This is a genomic window from Streptomyces sp. R33 (assembly GCF_041200175.1).
In the GTDB taxonomy this organism is placed as follows: Bacteria; Actinomycetota; Actinomycetes; order Streptomycetales; family Streptomycetaceae; genus Streptomyces; species Streptomyces katrae_B.
The window spans coordinates 6,339,103-6,354,810 of sequence record NZ_CP165727.1 but is presented as its reverse complement, the minus strand read 5'-3'; the positions used below and the strand labels follow the sequence as shown (position 1 = coordinate 6,354,810).

Annotated in this window: 17 protein-coding genes; 7 read left to right on the top strand and 10 right to left on the bottom strand. The window is 74.5% G+C overall.

Annotated elements, in window-relative coordinates; all coding sequences use genetic code 11:
• Positions 1–16: 16 nt before the first annotated feature.
• Positions 17–802 (bottom strand): class I SAM-dependent methyltransferase, encoded by a 786-nt coding sequence (locus AB5J51_RS29245; RefSeq protein ID WP_369779037.1) that lies wholly within the window; start codon positions 800–802, stop codon positions 17–19.
• An 80-nt stretch (positions 803–882) separates the two neighbouring features.
• On the opposite strand from AB5J51_RS29245, the gene AB5J51_RS29240 reads away from it, so the two are divergent.
• Together AB5J51_RS29240 and AB5J51_RS29235 are read left to right on the top strand one after the other, a co-directional pair.
• The gene (locus AB5J51_RS29240; RefSeq protein WP_369779036.1) at positions 883–1,809 is read left to right on the top strand and encodes a pseudouridine-5'-phosphate glycosidase; all 927 of its coding nucleotides are present in this window, start codon (positions 883–885) and stop codon (positions 1,807–1,809) included.
• Positions 1,806–2,705: a carbohydrate kinase family protein gene (locus AB5J51_RS29235; RefSeq protein WP_369779035.1), complete on the top strand. Its 900-nt coding sequence runs from the start codon at positions 1,806–1,808 to the stop codon at positions 2,703–2,705. Before AB5J51_RS29240 ends, AB5J51_RS29235 begins: the two co-directional genes overlap by 4 nt.
• A gap of 27 nt (positions 2,706–2,732) precedes the next feature.
• Here AB5J51_RS29235 and AB5J51_RS29230 read toward each other — a convergent pair whose 3' ends face one another.
• Positions 2,733–3,386, bottom strand: coding sequence for a hypothetical protein (locus AB5J51_RS29230; protein ID WP_369779034.1), 654 nt, complete (start codon positions 3,384–3,386; stop codon positions 2,733–2,735).
• 166 nt (positions 3,387–3,552) lie between these two features.
• The gene (locus AB5J51_RS29225; RefSeq protein WP_053785765.1) at positions 3,553–4,206 is read right to left on the bottom strand and encodes a uridine kinase; all 654 of its coding nucleotides are present in this window, start codon (positions 4,204–4,206) and stop codon (positions 3,553–3,555) included.
• 91 nt (positions 4,207–4,297) lie between these two features.
• Here AB5J51_RS29225 and AB5J51_RS29220 point away from each other — a divergent pair, with 91 nt between their 5' ends.
• Positions 4,298–5,743, top strand: a complete 1,446-nt coding sequence (locus AB5J51_RS29220; protein ID WP_369779033.1) for a WGR domain-containing protein — start codon at positions 4,298–4,300, stop codon at positions 5,741–5,743.
• A 58-nt stretch (positions 5,744–5,801) separates the two neighbouring features.
• On the opposite strand, the gene AB5J51_RS29215 is transcribed toward AB5J51_RS29220, so the two are convergent.
• The gene (locus AB5J51_RS29215) at positions 5,802–6,173 is read right to left on the bottom strand and encodes a cupin domain-containing protein (protein ID WP_136225952.1); all 372 of its coding nucleotides are present in this window, start codon (positions 6,171–6,173) and stop codon (positions 5,802–5,804) included.
• A gap of 152 nt (positions 6,174–6,325) precedes the next feature.
• Here AB5J51_RS29215 and AB5J51_RS29210 point away from each other — a divergent pair, with 152 nt between their 5' ends.
• On the top strand, positions 6,326–7,021 hold the full coding sequence (locus AB5J51_RS29210) for a DUF2293 domain-containing protein (protein WP_133898351.1): 696 nt from the start codon (positions 6,326–6,328) through the stop codon (positions 7,019–7,021).
• A 10-nt stretch (positions 7,022–7,031) separates the two neighbouring features.
• On the opposite strand, the gene AB5J51_RS29205 is transcribed toward AB5J51_RS29210, so the two are convergent.
• Entirely contained in the window at positions 7,032–7,694 is a 663-nt protein-coding gene (locus AB5J51_RS29205) for a chaplin (RefSeq protein WP_369779032.1), read from the bottom strand.
• A gap of 163 nt (positions 7,695–7,857) precedes the next feature.
• On the opposite strand from AB5J51_RS29205, the gene AB5J51_RS29200 reads away from it, so the two are divergent.
• On the top strand, positions 7,858–8,406 hold the full coding sequence (locus AB5J51_RS29200; RefSeq protein ID WP_053785761.1) for a hypothetical protein: 549 nt from the start codon (positions 7,858–7,860) through the stop codon (positions 8,404–8,406).
• Here the strand turns inward: AB5J51_RS29200 and AB5J51_RS29195 are convergent.
• Together AB5J51_RS29195 and AB5J51_RS29190 are read right to left on the bottom strand one after the other, a co-directional pair.
• Positions 8,387–9,592, bottom strand: coding sequence for an SWIM zinc finger family protein (locus AB5J51_RS29195; protein ID WP_369779031.1), 1,206 nt, complete (start codon positions 9,590–9,592; stop codon positions 8,387–8,389). The two genes, AB5J51_RS29200 and AB5J51_RS29195, sit on opposite strands and share 20 nt — an antisense overlap.
• A gap of 19 nt (positions 9,593–9,611) precedes the next feature.
• A complete protein-coding gene (locus AB5J51_RS29190; RefSeq protein WP_369779030.1) occupies positions 9,612–12,485 on the bottom strand; it encodes a DEAD/DEAH box helicase in 2,874 nt (957 codons plus the stop codon).
• A gap of 232 nt (positions 12,486–12,717) precedes the next feature.
• Between AB5J51_RS29190 and AB5J51_RS29185 the strand changes: the two genes are divergently transcribed.
• Both AB5J51_RS29185 and AB5J51_RS29180 read left to right on the top strand, forming a co-directional pair.
• Positions 12,718–13,275 (top strand): hypothetical protein, encoded by a 558-nt coding sequence (locus AB5J51_RS29185; RefSeq protein ID WP_369779029.1) that lies wholly within the window; start codon positions 12,718–12,720, stop codon positions 13,273–13,275.
• A gap of 39 nt (positions 13,276–13,314) precedes the next feature.
• The gene (locus AB5J51_RS29180; RefSeq protein ID WP_369779028.1) at positions 13,315–13,575 is read left to right on the top strand and encodes a DUF6343 family protein; all 261 of its coding nucleotides are present in this window, start codon (positions 13,315–13,317) and stop codon (positions 13,573–13,575) included.
• Between the two features lie 7 nt (positions 13,576–13,582).
• Here AB5J51_RS29180 and AB5J51_RS29175 read toward each other — a convergent pair whose 3' ends face one another.
• The 3 genes from AB5J51_RS29175 to AB5J51_RS29165 form a co-directional block, all read right to left on the bottom strand.
• Positions 13,583–13,990 (bottom strand): tetratricopeptide repeat protein, encoded by a 408-nt coding sequence (locus AB5J51_RS29175; RefSeq protein ID WP_234381995.1) that lies wholly within the window; start codon positions 13,988–13,990, stop codon positions 13,583–13,585.
• 66 nt (positions 13,991–14,056) lie between these two features.
• Positions 14,057–14,677, bottom strand: a complete 621-nt coding sequence (coaE, locus tag AB5J51_RS29170; RefSeq protein ID WP_053785757.1) for a dephospho-CoA kinase — start codon at positions 14,675–14,677, stop codon at positions 14,057–14,059.
• A 70-nt stretch (positions 14,678–14,747) separates the two neighbouring features.
• Positions 14,748–15,686 carry a PAC2 family protein gene (locus AB5J51_RS29165; RefSeq protein WP_030292149.1) on the bottom strand — a complete coding sequence of 313 codons (939 nt, stop codon included), beginning with the start codon at positions 15,684–15,686 and terminating at the stop codon, positions 14,748–14,750.
• Between the last annotated feature and the right edge of the window lie 22 nt (positions 15,687–15,708).

The following is a 15,708-nucleotide window of genomic DNA, read 5'->3' as shown; positions in this document are numbered from 1 at the left end:
CCAGCCGCTCTGCGCCTCAGCCGGGCCGACGGGCGCTGAGCACCGGCTGGTGGAATCCGGTGGCCTGCGCCGGGTGCCACACCGTTTCGGCGAACCCGGTCCGGCGCGCGTGGGCCGCCGTCTCCTCTTCGGGCAACGCCCAGTACGTGGCCCTGGCCGTCCGGGTGGTCCACGTCTCGCGGCCGGGCGTACCGGACGGCAGCAGCTGGAACAGCTCCAGGTCGTACCGCTCTCCGTCCTCGTGCCACTGCCAGAGCTGGAAGCTGACGGTCCGTCCGTCCGGGCCCGTCCGCACGTGCGGGCCGTCGCTCTGCGGCCGGTCGCGCCGCAGTTCGCCGTACGGGCGGGTCGAGAGCAGCAGCAGGCCGCCCGGGCGCAGCACCCGCAGGGTTTCGGCCAGGGCGGTGCACACGTCGCCGGCCGTCAGGAGGTGCGGCAGGGCGTTGTCCGCGCACACGACCGCGTCGAAGGAGCCGTCCCGGAAGGGCAGGGCCCGCATGTCCGCGGCCGCGGTGGACAGGGCGAGCCCGCGCGCCGCCGCCTCGCGGCCGGCGCGGGCGGCCGAGGGCGGGCTCAGGTCGGTCCCGGTGACCCGGTGGCCCAGCGCCGCCAGGCCGAGGGCCTGGGTGCCGATTCCGCAGGCGTTGTCGAGGACGCGGTGCGGGCCGGGGCCCAGGCAGGCGGTGAGCAGGGCGTCCAGCGCCCGGCCCTGGCGGGCGATGCCCGCGTCCCAGTCCGCGTACAGGAGGTCGTACCGGTCGGCGAGTTCGTCGTAGAAGGCACGGGTGTCCCGGGGGTCCATGGGGGAACGCTACTCGGACAGGTTCGGAAGGCGGGCCGGGAGCGCGTTTGGGGGCGCACGTCCCGTGCCATGGATGGGACATGCACACATCACCCGAGGTCCCCGTCCTGTCCGAAGAGGTCCGCGAGGCACTCGACCGGGGCCGTCCCGTCGTGGCTCTGGAGTCGACGATCATCGCGCACGGCCTGCCCCGCCCGCGCAATCTGGCCGTGGGCACCGAACTGGAGGCGCTGGTGCGCGCCGAGGGGGCGGTTCCGGCCACGATCGCGGTCGTCGACGGGGTGGCGTACGCGGGCCTGGACAAGGCGCAGCTGGAGCGGATCGCCGGCGGCGAGGGCGTGCGCAAGCTCGGCCAGCGGGATCTGGCTCCCGCGCTCGCGGCCGGCGCGACCGGCGCGACGACGGTGTCCGCGACGGCGTTCCTGGCCGCGCGGGCCGGGTTGCGGGTCTTCGCCACGGGCGGGCTGGGCGGCGTGCACCGCGAGTACGCGCAGACCCAGGACGAGTCGGCGGATCTGCAGTTGCTGGCGCGGACGCGGATCACGGTCGTGTGCGCGGGGGTGAAGTCGATCCTGGACGTGCCGGCCACGCTGCAGAGGCTGGAGACGCTGGGGGTCGGGGTACTGGGGTACGGGACGGAACGTTTCCCCGGCTTCTACCTGGCCAGTTCCGGCGAGCCGGTGGACTGGACCGTCCACCGGCCGCAGGAGGTGGCCGCGGTGATGGCCGCTCAGGACGCCCTCGGCGGACCGGAATCGGCACTGCTGGTGGCGAATCCGGTGGCGGAGGCGGATCAGTTGGATCCGGACCTGCACGACCGGGTGCTGGCCGAGGCCCTCGAGGAGTGCCACGAGCGGGGGATCACGGGGCAGGCGGTGACCCCGTTCCTGCTGGGGTTCCTGGTACGGGCCACGGGCGGGGCCTCGCTGGAGGCCAACCTGGCGGCGGTACGGGGCAACGTGGCGCTCGGAGCCAGGATCGCGGGGGCCTGGGCGGCGCGCGCGTGACCGCGCCCGGGGCGCTGCTGGTCGTCGGGGACGTGGTGACGGACGTCGTGGCCGTGCATCCGGAGCCGCTGACCCCGGCCACGGACACGGCCGCGCGGATCCGGACCCTGCCGGGCGGCGCCGGAGCCAATGCGGCCTGCTGGGCGGCCCACGCGGGGGTGGCGGAGGTACGCCTGCTGGCGCGGGTCGGCACGGAATCCGCCCGGTGGCACGAGCAGTCGCTGCGGGACTGCGGGGTGCGGCCGCGGCTGGTGATCGATGCGGCCGAGCCGACCGGGACGGTGGTGGCGCTGGTCGGCAAGGACGCGGAGCGGACCTTCCTCACCGACAGCGGCGCCGCGCTGCGGCTGTGCCCCGAGGACTGGGCGCCGGCCCTGCTGGACGGGGCGGCCCATCTGCACCTGTCCGGCTACCTCTTCTTCGCCGACAGCAGCCGGGAACTGGCCCTCGTCGCGCTGCGGGCGGCCCGGGCCCGCGGAGTGCCGGTGAGCGTGGACCCGGCCTCGGCGGGTTTCCTGGTCGCGCTGGGTCCGCAGCGCTTCCTCGATGCCGTGGCGGGCGTCGGCGTACTGCTGCCCAACGAGGACGAGGCACGGCTGCTGGCCGGGCTGCCCGCGGCGGCGGGAGCGGCCCGGGCGGCGGCGGAGCTGAGCCGGCGGGTGCCGCTGGTGGTGGTCACCCGCGGCGCGGCGGGGGCGCTGGTGGCGGAGGCGGGCCGGGTGACCGCGGAGGTGTCGGCGGAGTCGGCGCAGGCCGTGGACTCGACGGGGGCCGGAGACGCGTTCACCGGCGGGTTCCTGGCGGCCCGGCTCGCGGGCGCGGCCCCGGTGGACGCGGCCCGGGCGGGCTGCCGGGCGGCCGCGCAGGCGGTGACCCGGCTGGGCGGGCGCCCGTAGGGAGTGCCGGGCGCCGCGTACGGGGAGCTACGAGAGGTACTCCTCCTGGCCGAGGGTGTCGATCACGCCCGCCTTGTTCACGTTGTAGTGGAACACCAGACCCTTGTTCGGGTGGGTCTCCAGCCACGAGGTGAGCTCGTGCGTGGTGATCGGCTTGTTCGCGGAGCCGGAGAGGATCGGGGCGTGGGCGCCGATCTTGGCGTCCTCGGCGATCGGGATGTAGGTCTCCTCGCCGACCGTCACGAAGGGCGTGACACCGCCCGCGACGGGGCAGCCCCAGTGGCCGTGCTTGACGATCAGGCTGTACTGGCCGCCCTCGGGGGTGTAGCGGTAGACGGCGATCTCGTCCGGCGAGACCGCCTCCTTGGAGGCGCAGGCAGGTCCGGGTGCGGGCGGCTTCGGCTTGGCCGGAGCGGTGGCGGTCGGGTCCGGCTTCTTCGAGGACGCCGCAGAGGCGGACGGAGTCGCTCCGCCCGCCGGGGTGGCGGAGGTGGCAGGTGCGGCCGACGGACTCACCGGGCTCGCACTGGGGCTCGCACCGCCGGCTCCCGCTCCCGCGTCACTGCCGTCGTCGCCGTTGCAGGCCGTGAGGGCCAGGGCCCCGCACAGCACCAGCGCGGCGCAGGCGGCGTTCCGGCGCAGCCGTCTCGGACCCTGAACCGCCGTACCGCGTCCGTCCATTGCCGTCTCCCTCTGCCAAGGCGCCACCAGGTGGCCGCCGTCGAAGCGTGGCGTCAACGTAGCGCCGGGTTCCGGCCGCGGCGACGGCCGGATCCCGTTCGTCGCAGAGCCGCGATGCCGCTGTTGCGGATCCCTGACGTCCGTGACGGTACGGGCGCCGCAGAGGTCAGCCGGTGGGGCCCGTGAGGCCGGTCCAGGCGGGGTGGCGGGGGTCGTCGGCCCGGACCACGGCGTCGGCCTGCGCCGCGGGGTCGGTCTCCGCCTCGTAGCGGGCGAAGGCGGGCAGGGTCCAGCGCGCGGACTCCTCGGTGCGGCGGGCCAGCGCCCCCGGCGAGAGCCGGATGTGCACGCTGAGGTCGAAGGGGAACCAGTGGCCCAGCAGCAGCGGGCCGTGGACGATCACGACGCCGCCCGGCGGGAGTTCGGTGTACGGGCTGCGGGTCGCCCGGTCGGTCACCGGGTCCCAGAGGTCGGGCAGCACCCGCCCGGTGCCGCCCGGGTCGGTCGGGCCGAACACCTCGCGCCAGAGGGCGGCGGTGTCGTACCAGCCGCCGAGGTAGGAGTCCACGTCCTCGCGGCCGAACTCGAAGCGGAGCGAGGCCGGGCGCAGGAAGCCCTCCGCCGGGACCACCAGGACCGGGCGGCTGCGCAGGCGCAGCTCGTCGGCGAGGTGGCCGGCGAGCACGCCGGTGCCGGCGGCGGGTGCGCCGTCGATGCCCACCCGCTGCCACGTCGCCTGCTCCGGGGACGTCCTGTGTTCGTCGAGGTGACCGGCGAGCCGCTCGGCCATCCGCTGCCATGTGATCGCTTCCAGCTGCACGGGCCCATTGTCAGTGGTGGGCCGTAGCGTTTTTCACGAGGGATCACCGGCGGGAAAGAGCCGTTGGCCCGGCCTTGGGGAGGGGTCTGACATGGCTCGCGAGACGACGTATCTGGAGCTGTCGCAGGATGGCGGCGGGGCGCACAAGTTCTACGAGGTGACCGTGGACGGCACGGCCGTCTCGGTGCGGTACGGGCGCATCGGCGCGGCCGGCCAGCTGCAGAGCTCGTCGTTCCCGAACGTCGAGAAGGCCCGGGCGGCGGCCGCCAAGAAGATCGGGGAGAAGGTCCGCAAGGGGTACGCGCCGGCGGTGGCCGGACAGCGCGCGGCCCGGGCGGTGACGCGCCGCCAGGTCACCTCCGCTCCGTCGACGGCGCGGGCCGTGGCTCCGGTGCTGTGGCGGTTCCGTACGGGTTCCTCGGCGTTCGGGATCCATGTGGACGAGGACCGCTGCTGGGTGGGCAACCAGGCGGGGGACGTGTACACGCTGAGCCACGGGGGCGAGGTGCTGGCCCGGTACTCGCTGCCGGACGGGGTGAAGTGCCTGGTGGCGGACGAGTTCTGGATATACGCGGGCTGTGACGACGGCACGGTGTACGACCTGTCGTCGAAGGTGCCGTTCGGGGCCTACGACATCGCGGCGGACGTGGACATCTTCTGGCTCGACATCCACGAGGGCGTGCTGAGCGTGTCCGACCGCAGCGGCGGGCTGACGGTCATCGACCACGAGGACGAGTTCCAGTGGTCGCGGCGGTCGTCGGGCTCGAACGCGTGGATGGTCCGGGCGGACGAGCGGGCGGTCTACCACGGGCACAGCCAGGGCGTCACCGCGTACGCGGCCGACGGCGGGGCCCAGTTGTGGCACACGCCGACCGACGGCTCGGTGCTCTTCGGCTGGCAGGAGGACCACACGGTCTACGCGGGCACGGGCCGCCACACCGTGCAGCGGCTGGCGAAGGCGACGGGCGCCGTGGAGGCCTCCTACCGGTGCGACGCCGCCGTGTACGCGTGCGCGACCTCGCCGGACGGCCGGCACGTGTTCGCCGCCGACTACGCCTCCTCGGTGTACTGCTTCGATGCCGACGGGCAGCGGCTGTGGAAGCTGGGTACCGGCGGCGGTTCGGCCCTGTCGATGCAGTACTTGGACGAGCGGCTGTACCTGGTGACCACGGACGGGTCCCTGATCTGCATGGACGCGAGCGAGGCGGCGATCCTCGCGGCCCAGCGGGGTTCGGTGCCGACGGCGGTGGACGTGAAGTCGGCGGCTGCGCTGCCGGTGTTCACCCCGGCGGCTTCCCCCGCGGCGGTGGCTACCGTCTCGGTGGCGGCGGCGCCGGCGGACGGTGTGGTGGTGGAGTGCGTCCGCCAGGGCGGCCGGATGCGGGTGCAGGTGGTGTCGGGCGGCTTCGAGCCCTCGTGGAACGTGCAGTTCCCGCGCGGGATACGGGAGCCCGGGGCCCGGTACGTGGTGGACGGGCTGCACGCGGCCTCGGGAGGCTTCTACCGCGTGCGCGGGGAGATACGCCGCCTGGTCTGAGCGGGGCGGCGGCTCCGGACGGAGCAGCGCCGGGCGGGGCGGCTCGCGGGAGGCCGGTTCACGCGAAGTCCCCTGAGCAGGAGCAGGGTGTTGCGCCGCGCGGGGCGGCAGCGGGTATGGAGAAGGCTTCGTCCTCGGCCAGCGTGGAGGTCACGTACAGCACGACGGGCACCGCGGCGAGGTTGCGGCCGAGGTGGAGGTGCTCGATGCCGGGCGGCTCGACGAAGCTGGACCCCGGCCGGTGCACGACGACCGAGTTGTCGTGCAGGATCCGGGTCAGCGTCCCGGACTTGACCAGCGCGATCAGCGGGACCCGGTGGAAGTGCCAGCCGGTGCAGCCGCCGGGTTCTATGACGACCTCCCGGCCCGCGAGGTGCCCCGCGCCGGCCGTGTCCCGCGCAAGCCGCGCCGTCGCCTGCCGTCCAGCCATGTAACCGCCTCTCCCCCATGGGCCTCACGGCCCTACCGCAGCCCCAACGCCCCACGGTAGAGGGACATCCGGACATCCGGGAAAGTTGGCGAAACCCGAACCACCATTTTCGGCAAGGTGATAAGCAGACCGGACGGCGGTATCACATCGTCATGAGCCTCGTGGTGTTCGAGTCGCTGAAGCAGATCAACTGTGCAGAGTGCCGCCAGGGGCCGCTCCGGCATCTCGTCCGCGAGGCCGGTGTGCCCCGCTGCCTGGACTGCGCCGACCTCGGGCACCTCGTCTACCTGCCGCGCGGGGATGCCGCACTCACCCGGCGGGCCCGTGAGGCCAGTTCGCTCTCCGCCGTCGTCGTTCGCTTCAACAAGCGGCGCCGCCGCTACGAGCGCCAGGGGCTCCTGGTCGAGGACCCGGCCCTGGCCCGCGCAGAGCGCGCCTGCCTCGCGGACGCCGAGGCGCGGGCCCGCCGCCGGGAGCGCGACCGGCTGCGCCGCGCGGTCGAGGACACCCGGTTCACGGCTGCGTTCGCCGCCGAGATCGTGCGGCTGTTCCCGGGGTGCCCGGCCGATCGGGCGGTGGCGATAGCCACTCATGCCTCGCTGCGCGGCAGCGGCCGGGTGGGCCGTACGGCGGCCGGCCGGGCCCTCGACGTACAGGCGGTGTCGGTGGCGGTCCGGGCGGCGGTGCGGCACACCGACACCGAGTACGACGCCCTGCTGATGGCGGGTGTCCCGCGGTTCGCGGCCCGGGCCCGGCTGGCGGCGCGGATCGACGCGATCCTGGACGGCTGGCGCACACCCCCGCCCCCCGCACCACCCCCTCCGCACGCTTCGGGCCCCGAGCCGTAGGTCCTGCGGCCTACTGGAGGCGGAAGCGGCGGTAGAGCAGGACCCCGCCCAGCAGCAGCGCCCCGCCGCCGGGCAGCAGGTAGCCGGCGGCGTCGGCCCCGGTGTGGGCGAGCGCCGGGCCGTGCTGCGGCGGCGCGGGCGGGGTGACGGGCCGCTCGACGACGGGCGGCTGCTGCTGCTCCTGCTGCGGGGGCTTACCGCCGCTGGGCTCCTCGCCGTTGACGGAGGTGTTGCCGGTGGAACTGTTGCCGACTCCGACGACGCTGACCGCGTTCCCGCTGATGTTGACCGGGACGTCGACCGGGAGCTGAATCCCGTTGCCGGACAGCAGCCCCGGCGAATCCTTTCCGCTCCCTTCGGCACGGGCTCCCCCGCCCGAGCCGGTGCCGTTCCCCGCCCGGGTCCCGGGTTTCGCGGGATGCGAGGACACGGACCCCGGATGCGCGACGCCACCGCCCCCCGCCTCGTTGGCACAGCGGTTGCCCGCGGCCGGGTTGAGCAAGCCGACCACGCTCACGGTGTTGCCGCACACGTTCACCGGGGTGTGCACCGGCAGTTGCACCAGATTCCCGGACAGCAGCCCCGGCGAGCGCTCGGCCTTCCCGCCCGCGTCCGCATCGGCGTAGGCGAACCCGCTGGCACCCGCGACCGCCAGTCCGCCTCCCGCAACCACCGCCGCGATCAAGCCATTCCGACGACTGTGACGCATCAGTTTCCCTGCCTTCCGGAGGAGTTCACGGGTGCTGCACCCGCACCGGAAACAACGCGGTAAACCCATTCGGGTTATAGAGCCGGTAGGCATTTCACTCCATCGTGTACTGGGTAATGCCTACTTCATGACCGAACGCCCGCTGCTGCTCCTCGACGTGGACGGCCCCCTCAACCCCTTCCGGTCCCGCCTCGCCGGACTGCGCGGATACACCAGTCACCGGATGCGTCCGACCGGCTGGATGTCCCACCGGCACCCTGAGTCGCGCAGCGCCCGGCGCGGGCTGCGGGTCCGCCTGCACCCGTCGCACGGCCTCCGTCTGCTGGCGCTGCCCTACGAACTCACCTGGGCCACCGCCTGGATGCACGAGGCCAACACGATGATCGCCCCGCACATCGGACTACCCGGCGACCTTCCCGTCATCGAGTGGCCGGAACTTTTCGCCGACGATCCGGACGGTCTGTTCTGGAAGACCCGCCCGCTCCTCGACTGGGCCGCGGGCCGCCCCTTCGCCTGGGTCGACGACATGATCACCCCCCGGGACCGCGCCTGGATCGCGGCCCACCACCCGGCTCCGGCGCTCCTCCTCACCATCCACGCCCGCCACGGCCTGCGCGAGCGCGACTTCACCACGTTGACGCGCTGGGCGGCGGAGGTCAGCGGCGCAGGGCGGTGAGCGGGTCGGCCGAGGGGGTGCCCGTGGGCCACCAGTCCTCGGTGTCCGGGCGGGACTCGTAGGCGTACCAGAGGCCGTCGCGGCCCAGGCGGAGCTGGCGGGTGTGCGCGGTGAGGCGGTTGCGGTCGGGGCGGAAGGCGCCCCGGGAGGCGGCCAGGAGGGCCGGGCGGGCCCGGTCGAAGGGACCGGCCGGGGGGTCCCAGGGCTCCTCGAGGGCGACGAGTGCGGGCAGGCCGCCCTGGCGCCAGGCCGCGGCGGCCCGGGCCAGGTCGGTGGTGGTGCGGCCGGTGGCGCGGGCCAGGTCCCGGTAGAGGGTGCGGGCCGCGCCGGTGAGGCCGGCCGTGTGGTGCGCGGAGGCCAGGCGGACGGCGTCCTGCCAGAGGGTGAGGCCGGCGATCGGGTCCTCGGCGGTGGTGAGCAGCGCGAGGGCGCGCGCGGCGGCGTCCGTGGCGAGCTGGTCCAGGGCCAGCGGGTCGGGGGCGGCCGGGTCGGCCGGGTAGGCGGGCGGGAGGCCCACGGCGGCGGGCGCCGCCGGCGGGGCCGGCAGCGGCGGCAGGCTGGTGCGGGCCAGCGCGGCGCGGGCCGGGACACCGGGGAAGTCCGGTGCGGCGTCGGGCTGTTCGCGGGCGGCGTGGGCGGCATTGCGGCGGGTCAGCTCGTCGAGGAGCTCCCGCTCGCCCCGGCCGCGCAGGAGCAGCAGGACGAACGGGTCCTCGTCGAGGAGGCGCGCCGCCCGGTAGCAGAGGGCCGCGGCGTGCTTGCACGGCGGACGGGCGGTGTCCGGGCAGGAGCAGCGCGGGACGAGCTCGCCCGCACCGGGCAGGACCGTCCCCGCCAGGGACTGCGGAACCTCCCGCTCCAGCAGGCCGGCGAGGGCCGCGGGGTCCGCAGCGACCGCCTCCAGGAGCTCGCTCCACTCGGCGTCCGGGAAGGGGCTCAGGGCCAGTTCCGTGCGGTACGGGCGGGCCCGGCTGCCCCGTACGTACGCCACGATCCGGCCCGGGGTGACCGTGACCGCGTCGACATGGCCCTCGGCGGCGTACGCGCGGCCCCGGGCCAGGCGGGCCGGGTCACGGGACACCTGCTCGAGCGCCGACACCCAGGCCCGGCCCCACCAGCTGGCGGCCTCCACACCGGCGGGCACGGTCTCGAAGGTGCGGCGGCGGTCGTCCCTCGCGATGATCATGCAGACCTCCACGCCGTGATCATGCGGGCCTCCGCAGGGAGACGAGGTCGGCCAGCTCGCGGTCGGTCAGCTCGGTCAGCGCCGACTCTCCCGAGCCGAGCACGGCATCGGCCAGGGCCCGCTTCGCCTCCAGCATCTCGGCGATCCGGTCCTCCACGGTGCCCTCCGCGATGATCCGGTGGACCTGGACGGGCTGCGTCTGGCCGATCCGGTAGGCGCGGTCGGTGGCCTGCTCCTCCACCGCCGGGTTCCACCAGCGGTCGAAGTGGATGACATGGCCGGCCCGTGTCAGGTTCAGCCCCGTGCCCGCCGCCTTCAAGGAGAGCAGGAAGACCGGGACTTCACCGGACTGGAAGCGGTCCACGAGCTCCTCGCGGCGCGGGACCGGGGTCCCTCCGTGCAGGAGCTGGTGGGAGATCCCCCGGGCGGCCAGGTGCCGCTCGATGATCCGGGCCATCGTCACGTACTGGGTGAAGACCAGCACCGAGCCGTCCTCCGCGAGGATCGTGTCCAGCAGCTCGTCGAGCAGGGCCAGCTTGCCCGAGCGGTGCGGGATCCGGGGCTGCTCCTCCTTCAGGTACTGCGCGGGGTGGTTGCAGATCTGCTTGAGCGAGGCCAGCAGCTTCATGATCATGCCGCGCCGCTCGATGCCCTCGCTCGCCTCGATCACGGCCATCGCCTCGTCCACCGCGGCCTGGTAGAGCGAGGCCTGCTCACGCGTGAGGGAGACCGGATGGTCCGTTTCCGTTTTCGGCGGCAGCTCGGGGGCGATCCCCGGGTCGGACTTCTTGCGCCGCAGCAGGAACGGGCGTACGAGCGCGGCCAGCCGGGCCACCGCCGCCTCGTTGCCCCCGTCCTCCTCCTGCTGGTGCTCCACCGGGCGGGCGTGCCGGGCCCGGAACGCCGTCAGCGGGCCCAGCAGCCCCGGCGTGGTCCAGTCGAGCAGCGCCCACAGCTCGGACAGGTTGTTCTCCACCGGGGTGCCGGTCAGCGCCACCCGGGCCGGTGCCGGAATCGTGCGCAGCGCCTTCGCCGTCGCCGAATGCGGGTTCTTCACGTGCTGCGCCTCGTCGGCGACGACCATGCCCCAGGGCTGCTCGGCCAGCCGGGCCGCGCTCGCCCGCATCGTCCCGTACGTGGTCAGCACGAATCCCCCGGCCAGCCCGTCGAGGCTGCGGCTGCCGCCGTGGAAGCGGCGCACCGCGACCCCGGGCGCGAACCTCTCGATCTCCCGCTGCCAGTTGCCCAGCAGCGACGCGGGGCAGACGACGAGCGTCGGCTCGGGGCGGTCCCGGTGCAGGTGCAGCGCGATCAGGGTGACGGTCTTGCCCAGTCCCATGTCGTCGGCGAGGCAGCCGCCGAGGCCGAGCGAGGTCATCAGGTCCAGCCAGGCCAGACCGCGGGCCTGGTAGTCGCGCAGGGTGGCCTTCAGCCCGACGGGCTGCGGCAGCGGGGCCAGCTCGCCGGTCAGCCGCTCCCGCAGGGCGGCCAGCGCGCCCACCGGGACCGCCGCCACCGGCTCCCCGTCCACCTCGGCCGTCCCCGTCAGTACGGTGGCCAGCGCATCCACCGGGTCCAGCAGCCCCAGCTCCCGCTTGCGCGCCTTGCGCACCAGCTCGGGATCGACCCGCACCCACTGGTCGCGCAGCCGGACCACGGGCCGGTGGGCCTGCGCCAGCACGTCCATCTCCCCCGGGGTGAGCCGGTCGCCGCCCAGCGCGAGCTCCCAGGAGAAGGCGAACAGCTGCCCGGCGTCGAAGAACGCCGTGCCGTCGGTGGCGGAGCCGGGCGCGGTGGACCGTACGACCGCGGTCGCGGACAGCGTACGGGCCAGCTCCCGCGGCCAGTGGACCAGGACCCCGGCGGCCGCGAGCCGGTTCGCGGCCCGGCCCAGCAGGTCTTCGAGCTCCGGATCGGAGAGGGCGAGGACATCGGGCACCGGCTGGTCCAGCAGCCGCAGCAGGGGCGGCCAGACCCGGGCGGCCCGGCGCAGCGCCAGTACGGCGTCGATCCGGGCGCGCGGCCCGAAGCCGGCGGCGGCCGCACCGGCCCACAGCAGCCCTGCGTCGGTGACGAGGGTGGGGTCGGCGAGGCTGTGCACCTGGACGACGGCGGCGCCCGCGCGGCGGATGCCGTCCGAGCCCGCCTCATCGGCCTCGTCCGCCTCCTGCGCGCCGTCGAAGAGGCGGAAGGAGGACAGGTCGAGCCGCAGCGAGATCCCCACCCCGGCGTCGGCGCCCGCCGCGACCTGCGCGGCCCACTCCTGTATCCCGGGCACCCGCTGCGGCTCCTGCGCGGCGAACGGCCGCCCGGCGGCCAGCGGCGCCGCCGGGGTGCGGGGCAGGCTGTCGGCGACGGCATCGAGGAACGCCCGGACCAGGGCCTCCGGATCGGGCAGCTGGAGGGGGCGGCGGCCGGGCAGCGGGGTGGCGTACCCCTCGTACGGGAGCGCGGCGGCCACCGCGCGCAGGTGACTCACGTCCTCGGCGTCGAGCGGGCCGGCCCGCCAGGCGTCGACCCCGCCGGGGGTGACGCCGGGGAGCAGCCGGCCGCGGGCGACGAGCGCGAGGGCGTGGAGGGCGGCAGTGCCCCAGGCGCGGGTGGCGGGGTGGCCGGCGGGGCTGCGGGGGGCGCGGGCGAGCAGGGGCAGCGCTTCGGTGACGGAGAAGGTGAGGGAGGGGACGGTACGGCTACGGACCCCTTGGCCGTGCGGGCGTACGACCGTGAGCGGGGCCGGTGTCCCGGCGCCGTCCGGGAGCGCGTCCCCGTCGGGCGCCCAGAAGGCGACGCGGGCCTCGCGGGGCACGGGGGCGGGGAGGAAGACGGCGGGGTGGCGCAGGAGGGGGGCGTGCGGATGCGGCTGGTGCCGTTGTGGCTGCGGCTGCCGTGTCATGGTGTCGCCTCCCCTCGCCCTCGGTGCCATCAGGTCAGACGGATCCCGTCTGCCGTCGAGTCTAGGTGCGGGCACTGACAATGCCGCTGAGCTGGGCGGATGCCGACTCCGGGGCCGCCGCGCGGGACCTCTCCCCGCCCCGGGGCCGGCTGGGGCGGACGGACTGAAAGGAGGGCGTTTCGGGGAAGGGATGACACACGGCCCTTACACATGAAATTGGGGAGAAACGACCATGCTCCAAGGCCTCGCCGCTGCCATCGCACTCGTGCTCACCGCTCCCGGATTCCTCGGCGCCGCCGATCTGCCGCCGCATGCCAACTCGCCCTGGCATGCCGGGAAGGTCACCAAGGGGCTGCCCGAGGCCGCACCCTTCTGCCTGGAAGGGGTGCTTCCGGCCAACGGCAGCTGGCACCGGCGCTTCGGCACCGACCTCGACACCGGTGCCGTGCAGATCTCCGTACGCACCTCCTCCGACTCCGCTGCCGCCCGGCTGACCCGCAGCCTGGAACGCCGGGTCGCCGCCTGCGCCGGAGACTGGCTGCGGGAGCACCCGGACGGGGAGGCGTCCTCGAAGGACTACGGCACGCTCCCCGTCGAGGAGGGCGCCCACGTCTACGGGGTGCACACCTCGGTCCCGGAGTCCGAGCCGGGCGTGCACCTCTTCGGGATCGGACGCGACGGCTCCACCGTGACCGTCGTCCAGTGGGGTCAAATGGGCGACCTGAGCGACGCCCCCGTCCCCGCCTTCAAGAAGACGACCACGACAGCCGTGAACCGCCTCGACCCCTGACCGCCCCACTGGTGGGACCATGGACCTGAGGCGATGGTCATGCGTTCCGGAAACGAGCCGGTGACCGCCCGCAGTCCGCTGCGGCTGCGGTTCTGGCTGAGCCTGTGGGGGCTGGTCTGGGCCGTCGCCGGGACGGCCGCGTTCGCGCTGGTCGGCCGTCCCGGGTGGGCGGCCGCCTGCGGCGTGCTCGCGGTGCTCGCCACCGTGGACCTGGCCGTGGTCCTCCACCACATCCGCCAGGGCCCGCACTACCAGCCGGGCCCGGACATCCCCCCGTACGAGCCTCCCCACAGCCGGTGATACGGAGCTACTCCTCGAAGCGGGCCGCCGCCAGGTAGTCCGGCCGGGGGTCCAGGGCGGCCGCCAGGCGGAAGTGCTTGCGGGCCTGTTCGGGTCGGCCGGAGCGCTCGTGCGTGCGGGCCAGCGCGAAGTGCGCGAAGGCGTTGTCCGGCTCCCGTTCCAGCACGAGCTCGAACTCCAGCGTCGCCGGACGCAGTTGGGCGGCGGCGAAGAAGGCGCGGGCGCGCAGCAGCCGGGCCGCCGTGTTCTCCGGGTGGGCGGCTATGACCGAGTCGAGCAGCTTCACGGCGCCGCGCGGATCCCGCGCGGCCAGCAGGTGCTCGGCGGCCCGGTAGTCGATGACGTGCGTCTCGGGAGACGAGCCGGACGGCGGAGGCGGCTGCGACGGCACGGGCTGGGGCGTGGTGTCGGACACGGTCTGTTCCTTCCCTCTGCAGGCGCGTTCAACGCCCCGCGCCCCGCCCGCTATTCCATGTGCACGTCAGGCACCAGCCGTATCGGCCGTCGCGGCCGCGCGCTCCTTGAGCTCCGTCCACACCTTGCGCACCTGCGGCTCCAGCGCCTCCAGCGGCCCGTCGTTGTCGATCACGAGCGTGGCCAGCGCCAGCCGCTGCTCCCGCGTGGCCTGCGCGGCCATCCGGGCCCGCGCTTCCTCCTCGGCCATCCCGCGCAGCGTGGTCAGCCGGGCCAGCTGCGTTGCGGGAGCGGCGTCCACCACGACCACGAGGTCGTACAGCGGCGCCAGGCCGTTCTCCGCGAGCAGCGGTACGTCGTGCACCACGATCGCGTCGGTTCCCGCGGCGGCTTCCAGCTCGGCCGACCGGGCTCCGACCAGCGGGTGCACGATCGCGTTGAGGGTCTGCAGCTTCGCCGGGTCGGCGAACACGATCGACCCCAGCTTCGGCCGGTCCAGCGCCCCCTCGGCGGTCAGCACGGACTCCCCGAAGGCCGCCACGACGGCCGCCAGCCCGGGCGTACCGGGCTCCACGACCTCCCGCGCGATGCGGTCGGCGTCCACGACGACCGCCCCGTACCCCGCCAGCAGCCGCGAGACCTCGCTCTTGCCGGCACCGATTCCGCCTGTCAGGCCCACCTTCAACATGCCCAGCAGACTAGACCCCGCACCCCGGCCCTCGTACAGCCCCCCGCCCCGGCCGACCGTGACGAGGAGCTCAGCCCTCGCCCTCGCGCTCGGCCAGGAACCGCTCGAACTCGCGGCCGATCTCGTCCGCCGACGGGATCTCCTGCGGCTCGGCGATCATGTTGCCCCGCGTCTCGGCGCCGGCCGCCGCGTCGTACTGGTGCTCCAGCCCCTGGACCAGGGCGACCAGCTCCTCGTCGCCCTCGCGGATCTGCCGGTCGATCTCCGTCTGCGTGCGGTGCGCCTCGGTGCGCAGCGCGTGCGCCACCGCCGGCAGGACCAGCCCGGTCGCCGCCGTGATGGCCTCCAGCACCGTCAGCGCGGCGTCCGGGTACGGGGAGCGCGCGATGTAGTGCGGTACGTGCGCGGCGACGCCCAGCACGTCGTGCCCGGCCTGGCCGAGCCGGAACTCCACCAGGGACTCCGCACTGCCCGGCACCTGCGCCTCGTCGAACGGGCTGCGGTGCCCCGGCATGAGGTCGGTCCGGTTGCCGTGCGGGGTGATCCCGACGGGCCGGGTGTGCGGGACGCCCATCGGGATGCCGTGGAAGTTGACCGAGAGCCGGACACCGAGGCGTTCGACGATCTGCCGGACGGCAACGGCGAAGCGCTCCCACTCCACGTCCGGCTCGGGGCCGGAGAGCAGCAGGAACGGCGCGCCGGTGGCGTCCTGGACGAGGCGCACCTCGAGCCGGGGCTCCTCGAACTCGGTCCAGTGGTCGCGCTGGAAGGTCAGCAGCGGGCGCCGGGCGCGGTAGTCGACCAGGCGGTCCGCGTCGAACCGGGCCACCACCTGGTGGGGCAGGGTGTCGAGCAGCCGCTCGACGATCTGTTCCCCGGCCTCGCCCGCGTCGATGTACCCCTCGAAGTGGTACAGCATGACCAGCCCGGCCGAGTCCTGGGCGAGTGCCAGGTCCGCCACTGCCAGGCCCTTGGCATCCCATTCGTACAAACCCTGTGGATCAAGCACCGCCACCACTCCTCCTCGCCGT